We start from the raw sequence: 14,412 nt of genomic DNA, 5'->3' as shown, positions 1-14,412 counted from the left end.
GAAAAGTGATAAAAATAACGTGTTCGAGCGCATATCACTCGAAAAGTACTTTTTTAGTACATAAAAAAAACACCCAGTATGTTTTACGTACAAAATAGCGCCGCTTTTAAGTTTACTTTTCTATTTTGAACTTAGGTCAAAGTAGCATGTATTGGCCGTAATCAATTCTCATACCATTAAAGTTAATTCGCTTTCCTGCAAACTAACTTATTAAACTGCTTAAATACATTATTTCATAACGGAACAATGGTGTGCTTTTCTCCTATGAGATATTCGTCGTTCAAATAAAGGATGGACAATCTGCTTTAATTGACGACGATCTTTAAATTTACGCTCTTCTAGCAATGCTTCAAGCTGCTCTATAAAAATAATCGGTTTCATAAAGACATCCCACAATGTAGTGTAAAGATAAAAATAGCTCAGCTAAGCACTTTTGCAATATTAGCAATTAAGTTTTCATCTCTAAAAGAGCAAAGCACTATAATACATCGACTTTTAAATTAAATGCATTCTAATAACCACACTGGAATAGGCTATTCGTAAATCATACAATACAGATAAGTGTATATTTTTTAACCATTTATTTTACAATTTATTATCAGGTTTATATACATATAAGGAATACATCAAAGAAGATAAGGATACAATATGAAATCAATACTATGCTTTTCACTCCTCACATTACCTATAATGGGGTTTGTTCAAGCACAAGGACAACATCACGAAACAAAAGCGCTTAGCTCAAAACACACTGCGCGAATTCAAGCAATCACACACTCAGTAATAGCCATAGATCAGAGTGAATTTGTATATAACAACGAATTGCAAAACGAAGACTGGGATGCCCTCTTCTATAGTAATGCACCACATCTATTAGAATGGAAAACAACCTTACTACATTGGGCTGGACACTCTAGCATTAATCCCAAACTTTTATTGGCATTAATGGAGCTACAGAGCAACGTACTAAGCAAGCCAACTAAATCGAATGTATTGTCGCCTTTTGGCACATTAAGCGACAAAGTAGGTTTTGCTGCTCAAATCCAAGATTTAGCACTAATACTGAATCAACGCTTTTACCAAGTTGAGAAAAAACCGTTTCAAAGCCGCACAAACTCAGCTACTGCAAGTTTGCTCAGCGTGCTAATGAGCGCACAGGTCGTACCCTATAACTCTTTACATGAGTTAGTTAGTATATATGACACTCTCAGCAATACATCTCTCTTACTTTCACAAAACCAAACAGCTAAAATACAGGTAAATCCAAGCAATAGCTTTTATATGAGCTTTCCATGGCCTTCAGGCTACGCATGGTATAGCGGCGGTGCCCATTCAAATACGGGTTCAGGCTACCCTTACTCTTCTTTAGATTTTAATAATGGCTCTGGTGGTTGGGGGAGTAACACTCCTTGGGTGCAAGCTGCCCACGGTGGTACGGTAACTCGATACTCGTCATGTAATATACGCGTAACCCACTCTAGTGGTTACGCCACACAATATTATCATATGAGTAATTTACGCTACCAAACAGGGGATGTAATTAATTCTGGTGCATGGCTAGGTCGTTATGCCAATAAAAAAGACCAAGCACTATGCCAAGGCGGGCAATCTAGTGGACCGCATGTACATTTTTCTTTGCTAAGTAATGGACGCTTCACATCACTGCATAACTGGTACATCAGCAACTATAGAATAGATGTTGGTAACAGTAATTATGATGACAATTGCCGAAATTTTTATTTTGAGAAAAATGGATATAGAACGTGTGCTTGGAGGGCGCTCTATAAATAATACAACCTATAAAGGGCTGTTCAAATACAGCCCTTTATTTTAGTTCTTAATTTAGAGCGCGTTCTACTTGATCGAAATGCGCAATCACTTCAACAATTTCAAGCTCCGCATCTTGATAAGCTGTATCAGATTTAAAGCCAAGTTTAGCAATCGCTTGAACTGTTGCTGGGTGCACTAATAAATCTTTTGCATGATAACAAACGGGGTCATCAAACTTCGGGAGTTTACCATCGGCATGATATCCCGTTTCAATTTCTTCTAATGGCAGTGTCGGGATCACATCTGCTGCTGCATCTAGTGCCCCTAAATATGTTTGGCACTGAGGGTACTTCAAGGTAAATTCCGAAATTAATTTACGAGAAGTTTTGACTAAGTTAGCTGAGCTTTGCTCTAATTCTTGAGCCGTATTTTGAGTTCTAATATCTGCTAACAAGGATTTAGCCTGACTCTTATATGCCTGAAGCGTAGTTTCAGCTTTTTCAACAGGTGCCGACTGTACCTGTGCGACTTCTTCCTTTTCTGAACATGCAGTCAAACTGGCTGCAGCTAGCAAAATTACCAACTGTTTATACATAAGAACCTCAAAGTATGATTGAAAACGATTCTCATTATACTCATGTGTCATTTTATTGAAACAAAAAAAGCCACACTAAGTGTGGCTTTTTCAATATGGATATTAGCACTTATGGCATAACGTCTAAATCAGCACCTTCTTTCTCAACTTCAACAGGAATAAGGTCTTCTTTACTTACTCCCATGGCCACTGCAACTGAACTGGCAACATATACCGAAGAATAAGTACCAATAAAAACACCAAACAATAGTGCAGTCGCAAAGCCGTGAATTGTTTGGCCACCCCAAACAAACAAGGCTACAAGCACAAGAATGGTTGTAATTGAAGTAACTAACGTACGGTTAAGTGTTTGCGTCAATGAAATATTAATTATTTCTAATGTGTCATCAATACGTACTTTACGGAAGTTTTCACGGATACGATCTGAGACAACAATCGTATCATTGAGTGAGTAACCTATCACCGCAAGAATGGCCGCTAGTATGGTTAAGTCAAACTCTAAATCTAGAAGCGAGAATAGCCCCATTGTTAAGATCACATCATGGAACAGTGCAGCAACAGCACCAACCGCAAATCGCCACTCAAATCTAAATGCAACATACAGCAAGATACAAATTAAAGCGGTTAGCATCGCTAAACCACCTTGCTCTTTAAGATCTTCACCAACACTTGGACCCACAAATTCAATACGGCGCATTTCAACACTGCTATCAGCTTGTTGTAAGGCTGCAACTAGCTGATTACCAATTTCTTCAGCTTTAACATCATCACCACGTGGTGCCAATCGAACCAAAACTTCTTGGCTGGTACCAAATAATTGTACTGACGCATCAGCAAAACCATTTTCAGCTAATACCGAACGAATTTTCTTTAGATCAGCGGGCTGAGAAAAGCCAACTTCCACTGCGGTTCCACCAGTAAAGTCCAAACCAAAGTTCAAACCTCGTATTGCCATAGACGCAATCGATGCAACAATCAGCAATGCGGAAAATGCCATCGTTAACTTGCGTGCCGACATAAAACGAATGGTGTCTTTCAATTTTAATAACTGCATTTCGTTCCCCTAAATTGAAAGCTTATCGATGCGTTTACCACCGATGAAGAAATTTATCACCGCACGTGTACCAATAATGGCTGTAAACATAGACGTTAATATACCAATCGCGAGTGTCACTGCGAAACCTGCAATAGGACCTGTACCTACTGAGAACAAAATCACAGCTGCGATTAACGTCGTAATATTTGCATCAAATATAGTACTAAATGCACTATCATACCCTTGGTGTACCGCCTGCTGCGGACTACGTCCATCGGCTAGTTCCTCACGTATACGTTCAAATATCAATACATTGGCATCAACCGCCATACCAACAGTCAGTACAATACCTGCAATACCTGGCAACGTAAGAGTAGCGCCAGGGATCATAGACATTACACCAATGATCAATACTAAATTTGCAGCTAACGCCAAATTAGCAACCAAGCCAAAACCTTTGTAATACGCCAACATAAATGCTAATACAAATGCAAAACCTAGCACCACGGCTGTCATACCTGCCTCTATGTTCTCTTGACCGAGACTTGGGCCTACAGTGCGCTCTTCAACAATTTGGATTGGAGCAACCAATGCGCCTGCGCGTAACAGTAAACTTAAGTTATGTGCTTCAGCTGGGTTATCAATACCAGTAATTCGGAATGAGTTATTTAACCGGGACTGAATAGTCGCAACGTTAATAACTTCTTCTACCTTAATGGGCGGTAATGCTTTACCATTTTCATCTTTTTTGCCTGATGGCTTATATTCAATGAAAACCGTCGCCATTCGTTTACCAACAGCTCGTTTAGTAAAGGCACTCATTTTTGCACCACCTTTACTATCGAGGCTAATACTCACCTGAGGACGTTGATACTCATCAACACCTGATTGGGCACCTGTGATATGTGTACCAGCTAAAATAACGCGCTTCTTCATGACTACTGGATAGCCATCTTTATGATTAATTACTTCAGTTCCAGGGGGTACTCTACCTTGTGCTGCTGAACGCACATCTGCGTTTTCATCTACTTCACGAAACTCTAGCGTTGCCGTTGCACCTAAGATCTCTTTTGCACGGGCTGTATCTTGTACACCAGGTAACTGAACAATAATACGCTCAGCGCCTTGGCGTTGAACATTCGGCTCTGCAACCCCAAGTTGGTTAATACGATTACGAATAATCGTTTCATTTTGTTTGATGGCGTATTCACGAATTTCTTTAAATTTTTGCGGTGAAAGACTCGCAAAAAAAGCTAAATCATTACTGCTATCATTAATAAATGTATAAAGAGGGTAACGCCCTTTTAGGAAACGCTCTGCTGCATCCCTATCTGTATCACCACGCATTACAACTTGAATACGCTCACTACCGGAAACTCGTCGAACGCTGCGATAACGCAGTTTTTCACCACGTAAATCGCTCTTAAAATCTTGCTCCATGGTTTCTAACGCATTATCTAGCGCAGTGACCATATCTACTTCCATAGTAAAATGTACACCGCCACTTAAATCCAACCCGAGTTTCATTGGATTACCACCTAAGTTTTTTAACCACTCAGGTTGAGCTGGGCTCATATTTATTGCAGAAATATACTCTTCACTTAATGAGTCACGCAAAATATCTTGAGCTTTTAACTGCTCTTCGACATTTTTAAAGCGTATTAGCACTTGCCCATTTTCTAACACCGTTGATTTAACAGTGACATTATTATCGTTAAGTGTTTTATTTACTTGATCTACTACGCTTAAATCAGCACTAGCACCTTTAGTACCAGAAACTTGTATGGCCGGATCTCGGCCATACAAGTTTGGTGAAGCATATAAAATGCCCACCGCTAACACAGCGAGAACAAGTAAGTATTTCCACATTGGATACTTGTTTAACACTGGACTATCCCTTTTTTATTGTTATGTATTATAGCGACTTCATTGTACCTTTAGGTAACACTGCCGAAATTGCTGATTTTTGAACTGTTACTTCTGCTTGATCATTTAAAGCCACAACAACAAAGTCTTTGTCATCAGATACTTTTGATATTTTCCCAACTAAACCGCCTTGTGTTAAAACCTCGTCACCTTTGCCCAACGCTCCCATCAAACTTTTATGTTCTTTTACACGCTTCGCTTGTGGACGGTAAATTAGGAAGTAGAACACCAAGCCAAATACGGCTAACATGATCAACATTTCCATACCACCACCTGCAGGTGCTGCGCCTGCCGTGCTTGCATGTGCACTCGACATAAATAAACTCATAATACTTCCTCTTTAATTTTTAAAATTTGCTATTTAATTTGTTGTAGTATCAGCCAGTGGCGGTACTGGTAAATTACGGCGTGAATAGAAATCAGCAACAAATTCATCCAATTTACCTTCACTAATTGCATTGCGCAACCCTTCCATAACACGTTGATAGTAACGTAAATTATGAATAGTATTTAAACGTGCGCCTAGAATTTCATTACATTTATCTAAGTGATGTAGGTAAGCGCGAGAGTACCCCTCACACGTATGACAATCGCACTCAGGGTCTAACGGCCCCGTATCTGTTTTATGTACAGCATTGCGGATTTTTATCACCCCGCCTGTAATGAATAAATGACCATTACGCGCATTTCTTGTTGGCATAACACAGTCAAACATATCAATACCGCGACGCACAGCTTCTACTAAATCTTCAGGCTTACCCACCCCCATTAAATAACGAGGTTTATCTTCAGGCATTTTATATGCACAATTGTCCAAAATACGAATCATATCTTCTTTTGGTTCGCCGACTGACAAGCCTCCGAGTGCATAACCGTCAAAGCCTATTTCTTCTAATCCTTTTTGTGATACCGCACGCAGCTCAGGGTACATGCCTCCTTGAATGATCCCAAACAAAGCGGAAGGGTTATCACCATGTCCTTCTTTTGAGCGTTTAGCCCAACGCAATGATAATTCCATTGAATCACGCGCTTCTTTTTCAGTCGCTGGGTATGGCGTACATTCATCAAAAATCATAACAATGTCAGACCCTAAGTCACACTGTACCTGCATCGCTTTCTCAGGTGACAACATTATTTTCTCACCATTAACCGGCGATTGAAATAAAACGCCTTCCTCAGAGATTTTACGCATCGCCCCTAAACTAAATACTTGGAAGCCACCTGAGTCAGTAAGAATTGGTTTATCCCAATTCATAAAATCGTGTAAATCACCATGTTGTTTGATGATTTCAGTGCCCGGACGCAGCATCAAATGAAAGGTGTTACCTAAGCAAATTTCAGCGCCAGTGCCTTTTAACTCATCTGGCGTCATACCTTTTACTGTACCGTACGTACCTACAGGCATAAACGCGGGGGTTTCTACAACACCACGGTCAAAAATCAAGCGGCCACGGCGCGCTTTTCCGTCAGTACGATCTAATTCAAATTTCATTATTACCTCAAAGTCGGAAAAACAGTCCAACATAAACAGCTATTAACAGTTAGTCGTTAATAATCAGGTTAAAAAATCTGCTCGATTCTACCTTGTTTATGGGTGCAATTCTAATTATTGGGCCGAAATTTGACTTTTAAAGCAAGTGAAGACTAAAAGTGATGATTTTGTTAACAAGCCCAGTGAGGTCTGGGCTTGTTTAATTACTACTTTTGGGTTTGTTTTGTTAAAAACATTGCATCACCGTAACTGAAAAAACGGTATTGCTCTTCAACCGCAGTGTGATATGCACTCATAATATGCGCTTGGCCAGAAAATGCGCTCACCAACATAATTAGAGTCGACTCGGGTAAATGAAAGTTAGTCACCATTGCATCCACGACTTGAAACTCATAACCTGGGTAAATAAATATATCAGTATCACCATAAAACGCTTTTAACTCGCTGTCACTTGCTTTGGCTGCTGATTCAAGTGAGCGTACTGAGGTTGTTCCCACAGCAACAACTCTCCCCCCTTTGGCTTTTGTTCTCGCAATGGCTGCAACCACATTATCTGGCACTTCAATATATTCAGAGTGCATAACATGATCATCTATCTCATCTACACGCACCGGTTGAAAAGTCCCTGCGCCGACATGTAGCGTAATAAAAGCAGTTTCAATCCCTTTGTTTTTAATTTGTTCAAGTAGCGCTTCATCAAAGTGTAACCCAGCTGTTGGTGCTGCGACTGCACCAGGTTTCTCATTGTAGACGGTTTGATAGCGCTCTTTATCTTCATCTTCATCAGGTCTGTCGATATAAGGAGGCAACGGCATATGACCAATATCATCTAAAATAGTTAGCACGGTTTGCTCACCCGCAAATTTTAATTCAAACAGTTCTCCATGACGCGCCACCATCGTTGCCTGAGCCTTACCTTCAAGAATAAGTTCAGTGCCAGGCTTAGGTGATTTGCTAGCACGTACATGTGCCAGCACCCTATGCTCATCAAGGACCCGTTCAACCAGTACTTCTACTTTACCACCTGACGCTTTTTGTCCAAACATCCTAGCAGGGATAACTTTTGTATTATTAAACACCATCAAGTCATTCGGTTCGAGCATGTCGATAATGTCTTTAAAGGTTTTATGATCAAGCTGGCCACTATTACCGTTTAAGGTGAGTAAACGACTACTTGTTCGTTCTTTTTTAGGATGACGAGCAATTAATTCATCTGGTAATTCAAAGCTAAAATCAGCAACGCGCATGGCAACTTCTCTCAATATCTTAATTGGCGCCAAGTCTAGAGATCCTAAAAGCCTAAATCAAGTGCTTGTAACCTTGCAAAAATAGCATTAACCTAGCCTGATTGCTGGCTGCTGACAAAAAAGCGCAACGCACCAAAGGAGTTGGATATGCGAGTTACACTAGATAGCCAATTAGAAACAATTACTTGTGACATTACTATAGCTAGAGGTACGGATTGTTACTAAAGACTGACATGGGTTTAAGGTTGTAACCATGGCAAGACAACTTAACTTGCTAATTGTGAACGCGAGCAATGAAGAACGCTGCGCGATAAAACAAACACTCTCTAATTTAGATGTGTTTCAATTCATTGAACGTGCAGATAGCCAAGCTGCTTTACAAGTATTAAAGAAACAAGCGGTTGATTTGATCATAACGGGGTTAGATGTCGGAAAAATAGATGGCTGGCGCTTCGCTAGGATGATCCGTTCAGGGTTACTTCAAACCCCAAAAAATACGCCGATTGTTCTCATACCGCCGATTTATTGCGAGCGCATTGCCGAAACAACCGCCCGCAGCTACAGTATCGATGCAGTATTACCATTCGAACGCCAAGAGATGTTGCCTCAAGTTTTAGCTAATGTACTATCGACACATTTAGAAAAAAGTAGTCGTTTGGATCTATTATTACTCGAAAGCGATACTCAACGAGCCAATGAAATTTGCCAACATTTGGCACTGAACTTCTCGTGTACACATGTCACAACAGCTAATGCCGCGTTATCGCAATTTTTACAACATCAATACTCTATTGTACTGCTAGATGCTACCGCCACCCATGCTGAAGCGGCTAAAGAATTAGTTGATAGTATTTTAGAGCACAACCCCAACCAAGCAATCGTCACGATTATCGACAATAAAGACGCTGATTATGCTGAGCAGTTGCTACTTCTGGGTGTCACTGACTTTGTTCGTGCACCATATGATATTTCTATGCTCGGAAAAGTATGTGATCATGCCGCTCGACGCGAAGATTTCATGGTGAGTTATGCCGAGTTTGCCGATAAAGTCTCTTTGTTAAGTCGCAGTGAACATCGCTATAAAGAACTTTTTTCAGCACATCAGCGTATCTTGTTACACTTAAACACCGTAGTTATGGAACTGGATACACAAGGCCATATACGTTTTATAAACCCAGCTTGGGAGTCTCTCTCTGGGTACCGAATAAAAGCCAGTATTGGTAAAGGGTTGTGTGATTATTTTGGTATAGAACATCAAGAGACATTACAAAAAACACTTGGCAATATCTTATCTGGTGAGTTACAACATGCTCAACTAGAGCTTAAGCTTGTTCACCAACAAGCGCACAGTATATGGACAGAATGCCGCTTTCAATTGATAAAAAATAGTACCAATCGAGCGACAATCACAGCTACTTTAGACAATATTCATGAACGTAAGCAAGCCGAATTACAGTTGCGTCATCTCGCGCTACACGATACTTTAACTGGCTTGCATAATCGCTACTATTTCGATCAGCAATTGCAGTTGTTATGCAGTAAAATTGAACCTAACTCGACAACCGAGCACGCCCTTTTATACATAGATTTAGACCATTTCAAAATCATCAACGATAGTAAAGGCCATCAACAAGGAGATATCGTATTAAAAGAAGTGTCGCAACTATTTGGCAGCAATATCGATGATGAGCATTTAATTTTCCGTATCGGCGGTGATGAATTTGCAGTCATTTTAAAAAATATTAATTTACTCGATGCCCATTTAGCGGCCGAAAGTATCTGTGTTGCTATCGAAAAACATATTTTTCATTCAGAAGAGCATAGCTATTCAATTAGCTGCTCTATTGGACTGACACAAATAACCCCCAGTAACCATGATGCAAATGAGTGCCTTAAACAAGCTGATATTGCACTTTACATAGCAAAAAATTTAGGTCGTAACCTAGTACATTGCTATAACAAAGAAGACGCTCAAAATAACACGTTACAGACGGGACTTGAGTGGGGCCACAGTGTGAGGCAAGCACTGCAAAATAACCATATCGAACTACATTATCAAGCTATTTGGGACTTCAAAAAGAACACGGTTGCTTACTATGAAACCCTCCTGCGTCTAAAAATTAATGATGAACTCGTTTATCCAAACCACTTTATTCCCGCTTTAGAGCTGCTCAACGATACTTTCCTCATGGACAAGTGCGTAATTAAACAAGCCATTAAAGACGTTGCAGAGCATCAGGAGCTCAATCAAATTGCCATTAACCTCTCTGCACACTCTTTCTTAGATGAGCGCTTATTACCGCATATACAAGCGTGTTTGATTGAATATCAAGTGCCTGCTGAACATATTATATTTGAAATAACTGAATCAGCGAGTATTAACAACTTAAACGCAACACAAACCATGATAGCTAAGTTAAATCAGCTTGGTTGCCACTTTTCGATTGATGATTTTGGTACTGGATTTAGCACTTTTAGCTACTTAAAACAGTTGCCTGCGCAGCACGTTAAAATTGACGGATCATTTGTTCGAGATATGCTTAATGACCCCATTGACCTCGCATTGGTAAAAGCGGTACATGATATAAGTCACTCATTAGATAAACGCTCTGTCGCTGAGTATGTTGAAAACATTGAGATTTTTTTAGCCCTTAAAGACATAGGTGTCGATTATGGTCAAGGCTATTTCATTGCTAGACCCATGCCTATTTCAGCGTTAAAAGACAATTTAGAAACTATTTTAGCCAGTAAAACAAGTTGATAAAAAATAATTGCAAGGGCCCTCTTTTCCTTGTCAAAAAATCATCTATAATTACTCTAATGTGAAGATGTCCACCTAAGTCATTGATTTATTCTTTTCTAGTGGACATTCAATGGATTGAGCTACATCACGCTATGGATATCGAGGAGTGTTATTATGCTACTACTGATTTCATTTTTATTGACGGTTCATTTTATCGTCGCACAGCAATGCTACCGTATCTCACTAAATAAAGGTTACCCGAACAAGTTGTTTATAACACTTGCACTAATACCTTACTTCAATTTAGTGGTGTGGGTATATTTATTGTTTTTACCAAATCTCAATAGTGCTAGGAACTTTGAACAGCCACTATAAGTGATCAATTAACATTAGTTAGTCTCTTTAATGGGTGCGTGATGCACCCATTTTTTATTTTGTTTACTTACACTGTTCAGAAACAAATACACCCACTTGCTCACTGAACAGTCTAAAGTCACGAATTCGACCTGTGGTTTTTCGCCACAATAATCCAATTTCGCGATAGGCATCTGCTTGAGAAGCTTTTGCCGTCATGTTTTTTCCATCTAAAATGCCCGCATTAATTGCCATTTTAGGCAAAAACGTCACACCATTTTGATACTCCACCATACTTAATAAGGTATGCAAATTTGCAGCTTCAAAGGGGTTTATGCATGCACTGCGGTTTAAATGACATGCGCTAAGTGCATGGCCTGTCATACAGTGCTCCTTTTCTAGTAAAAACACACTTTGTTCTGGCAATAAATTAAAATCTTCAACGCCGTCGGCTACGAGATACTCTTTGTGGTGCACCAGAGAAAAGTGATCTTGCGCTAAAATTTGAGTGTGAAATTTGTCAGTATGATAAGGCAATGCAAGCATGCCCATATCAATATGACCATGCTCCAGCTTATCTAACAGGCGATCACTGGTGTCTTCGACCAAAACAAGTTGTAACTGCGGGAATTGTTGTTTACAGAACTGATATAGTGGTGCAGCAATAAAACTCGCAATAGTAGGGATCACGCCTAAAGTAAGCTTGCCAGATAAAGGGTGTTTATAACTTTTAGTTAATTCTTTTACGCTCATCATATCCGCAATTATTTTTTTTGCACGAACAACGACCTCCTCTCCGATATCAGTAAACATCAGACTGCGATTTTCTCGTTCTATGAGTTGACACCCCAGAGTTTCTTCCAGTGTTTGAATCGCGCTACTTAGTGTCGATTGACCGATAAAGCATGCTTCAGCAGCTCTGCCAAAATGCTGGTGTTGATGCACTGCGATTAAATATTGAAGTTGCTTGATACTAGGTAAGTTATTCACTGTATAAAACTTTGCTACGGCTTGAGATAGATAGTAGCAGTATAACCTTGATGCCAGGCAAGGAAAACAATTTGCTTATATCAATTGCTTAAAGTGCACTCCTAGATATATGGGTAATATTTTAATATGATTAACACATTTTTATTTGAGGGTACCAACTAGGCAAAAAATGCAAACTTGAAGAACCGTGACTTATAAGCGATTAAAAAATAAAAAGACCCCAATACCTAGAGTATTGAGATCTTTTCAAGCTAAAAGTCTGTTTTATTAATTACACGCCAAATGCGGTTCTTAATATGTAGAATATAACAATAGCAAGGGCAGCGCCAACTGGCAATGTGATTACCCAAGAAACTACAATGTTTCTTACCACTGACATATTCAATGCCGCAATACCACGTGCCATACCAACCCCTAACACCGCACCCACTAATGTTTGTGTAGTAGAAATTGGAAGACCAGTTCCTGAGGCGATAACAACTGTTGAAGCAGCTGCTAATTCAGCGGCAAAGCCTCGGCTAGGTGTTAAATGTGTGATCCCTTCACCAATTGTTTTTATTACTTTTTTACCTAAAATGGCTAGACCTGCAACAATACCGAACCCGCCTAAAGGTAAGATCCACCAAGCAATTGCCGCTTTCTTAGCAATTTCCCCATTGTTTTCAACAATGTTAACAACAGCAGCAAGTGGACCAATCGCATTAGCAACATCATTTGAACCATGTGCAAATGCCATACAACAAGCCGTCAATACCATTAAGATAGCGAATACTTTCTCAACGTTATTAAATTGCATTTGTTTATCAGCTTGTGGATCCATTTTCATACGATCTATCACAAACTTACCGATAATACCGATGACAACAGCAATACCGATAGCCAAAGCATAACCTTCAAAAGTGCCTAAGTTAATGCCTATGTGCTTCAAACCCTTTTTGATCGTTACCAAAGACATAACGAAGCCGGCAAGGCCCATATAGATAGGCACAAAGCGTTTTGCATTCTTTAGTGGCTGCTCTGTGTCAAATATGAGTTTCTGCGCACTCATAAATATGAGATAAGCAATAAAACCTGATATTGCAGGAGTCACAATCCAACTCCCCACAATTCCCGCAACTTTATCCCATTGAATCGCTTCACTACCTACCGCAACTAGGGCAAAACCAATAATGGCACCAATAATCGAATGTGTTGTTGATACAGGCCAACCCAGCACTGACGCCAATAGTAACCATGTTCCGGCTGCAAATAGTGCTGAGATCATACCTAACACCATCAGCTCAGGAATATCCGCAAATGGCGCGGCATCAATGATCCCTTTTCGGATTGTTGATGTCACTTCTCCACCTGCCAGATACGCACCAGCGAATTCAAAGATCATAGCAATAATAATTGCTTGCTTAATAGTTAGTGCTTTAGAACCAACCGAAGTACCCATCGCATTGGCAACGTCATTCGCACCAATACCATAAGCCATAAAAAAACCCACTGCGGCAGCTAAAAGCACCAACATGGTACCGTAGGATGCAATGATATCCATTGTAAAACCTTACTTTTTTAAAACTATTATCTTTAGATTAACGCGCAAGCATTACTTCTAATCTCGAACCAACACGTTCTGCAATATCTGCAAGCTCACCAACCCATTCAATGATTTTATATAAAAACATCACATCAATTGGATTTAGTTCACTTTCAACCGCTCGTAATTCTCGGCGGATTATTATTTGCATATCATCCGTGTCTTGCTCAATTGCATCCAACTCAACTAACATTTTTTCTACCAAGGTCACTTCGCGACCTCTAAAACCGGTTTCCAATAGTTCGTCAAGTTCGTTGATCGCTTTCGATGCCTGTTTTGTAGCATCAACACAACGTTGCAAGTAGGTAAGGAAGTAAACTTGGATAGACTCAGGGATCTCCATTTCACGTCCAACAACGCGACCTGCGATGTCTTTCGCTTTATTGGCGATTTTGTCTTGGTGGGTAATTAATTCCAATAGATCTGTTCGTTCTACTGGCATAAAAAGACCACGAGGAAGCTGTAAACGTACTTCACGTTTTAAAACATCTGCTTCGCGCTCTAGATTGCGGATCTGAACTCGTAGCGCTTCCGCTTCTGTCCATTCCCCTTTGAAAACATGATTAAAAAATGGCACCAAAGACTTACTCGCCTCATGTACTATTTTAATGTGTTCTTCCACTGGCTTAATAGGAGATTTTGCAAATACTCCTAAAAACGCGTTTGTAGGCATAATT

At 39.9% G+C, this 14,412-nt stretch carries 13 protein-coding genes; 3 read left to right on the top strand and 10 right to left on the bottom strand.

The features are described from left to right. Positions 1-228: 228 nt before the first annotated feature. Complete coding sequence (locus J8L97_RS04755; protein ID WP_192505807.1) at positions 229-381, bottom strand: hypothetical protein; 153 nt, start codon at positions 379-381, stop codon at positions 229-231. A 267-nt stretch (positions 382-648) separates the two neighbouring features. Here J8L97_RS04755 and J8L97_RS04750 point away from each other — a divergent pair, with 267 nt between their 5' ends. Then, positions 649-1,791: a M23 family metallopeptidase gene (locus J8L97_RS04750; RefSeq protein WP_211048071.1), complete on the top strand. Its 1,143-nt coding sequence runs from the start codon at positions 649-651 to the stop codon at positions 1,789-1,791. Between the two features lie 46 nt (positions 1,792-1,837). Here the strand turns inward: J8L97_RS04750 and J8L97_RS04745 are convergent, their stop codons facing one another. From J8L97_RS04745 to queA, 6 genes are all read right to left on the bottom strand, one after another. Further along, entirely contained in the window at positions 1,838-2,365 is a 528-nt protein-coding gene (locus J8L97_RS04745; RefSeq protein WP_192505809.1) for a hypothetical protein, read from the bottom strand. A 109-nt stretch (positions 2,366-2,474) separates the two neighbouring features. Continuing rightward, entirely contained in the window at positions 2,475-3,419 is a 945-nt protein-coding gene (gene secF / locus J8L97_RS04740) for a protein translocase subunit SecF (protein ID WP_211048070.1), read from the bottom strand. Positions 3,420-3,428: 9 nt separating this feature from the next. Then, positions 3,429-5,288: a protein translocase subunit SecD gene (secD, locus tag J8L97_RS04735; protein ID WP_211048069.1), complete on the bottom strand. Its 1,860-nt coding sequence runs from the start codon at positions 5,286-5,288 to the stop codon at positions 3,429-3,431. A 28-nt stretch (positions 5,289-5,316) separates the two neighbouring features. Further along, complete coding sequence (gene yajC / locus J8L97_RS04730; RefSeq protein ID WP_010364031.1) at positions 5,317-5,655, bottom strand: preprotein translocase subunit YajC; 339 nt, start codon at positions 5,653-5,655, stop codon at positions 5,317-5,319. A gap of 33 nt (positions 5,656-5,688) precedes the next feature. Further along, the gene (gene tgt, locus J8L97_RS04725) at positions 5,689-6,819 is read right to left on the bottom strand and encodes a tRNA guanosine(34) transglycosylase Tgt (RefSeq protein ID WP_192505812.1); all 1,131 of its coding nucleotides are present in this window, start codon (positions 6,817-6,819) and stop codon (positions 5,689-5,691) included. A 206-nt stretch (positions 6,820-7,025) separates the two neighbouring features. Then, a complete protein-coding gene (gene queA / locus J8L97_RS04720) occupies positions 7,026-8,066 on the bottom strand; it encodes a tRNA preQ1(34) S-adenosylmethionine ribosyltransferase-isomerase QueA (RefSeq protein ID WP_192506067.1) in 1,041 nt (346 codons plus the stop codon). Between the two features lie 253 nt (positions 8,067-8,319). On the opposite strand from queA, the gene J8L97_RS04715 reads away from it, so the two are divergent. Both J8L97_RS04715 and J8L97_RS04710 read left to right on the top strand, forming a co-directional pair. Then, positions 8,320-10,827, top strand: a complete 2,508-nt coding sequence (locus tag J8L97_RS04715) for an EAL domain-containing protein (protein ID WP_211048068.1) — start codon at positions 8,320-8,322, stop codon at positions 10,825-10,827. Between the two features lie 156 nt (positions 10,828-10,983). After that, positions 10,984-11,184: a hypothetical protein gene (locus tag J8L97_RS04710; RefSeq protein WP_192505814.1), complete on the top strand. Its 201-nt coding sequence runs from the start codon at positions 10,984-10,986 to the stop codon at positions 11,182-11,184. 63 nt (positions 11,185-11,247) lie between these two features. Here the strand turns inward: J8L97_RS04710 and J8L97_RS04705 are convergent, their stop codons facing one another. The 3 genes from J8L97_RS04705 to J8L97_RS04695 form a co-directional block, all read right to left on the bottom strand. Continuing rightward, complete coding sequence (locus J8L97_RS04705) at positions 11,248-12,153, bottom strand: hydrogen peroxide-inducible genes activator (protein WP_211048067.1); 906 nt, start codon at positions 12,151-12,153, stop codon at positions 11,248-11,250. A gap of 271 nt (positions 12,154-12,424) precedes the next feature. Next, entirely contained in the window at positions 12,425-13,693 is a 1,269-nt protein-coding gene (locus tag J8L97_RS04700; protein ID WP_192505816.1) for an inorganic phosphate transporter, read from the bottom strand. 37 nt (positions 13,694-13,730) lie between these two features. Next, positions 13,731-14,408, bottom strand: a complete 678-nt coding sequence (locus J8L97_RS04695) for a TIGR00153 family protein (protein WP_192505817.1) — start codon at positions 14,406-14,408, stop codon at positions 13,731-13,733. Positions 14,409-14,412 lie beyond the last annotated feature (4 nt).

This window comes from Pseudoalteromonas sp. MMG012, assembly GCF_018100875.1.
GTDB lineage: Bacteria > Pseudomonadota > Gammaproteobacteria > Enterobacterales > Alteromonadaceae > Pseudoalteromonas > Pseudoalteromonas aurantia.
This window is presented reverse-complemented; position numbering and strand designations above follow the sequence as displayed.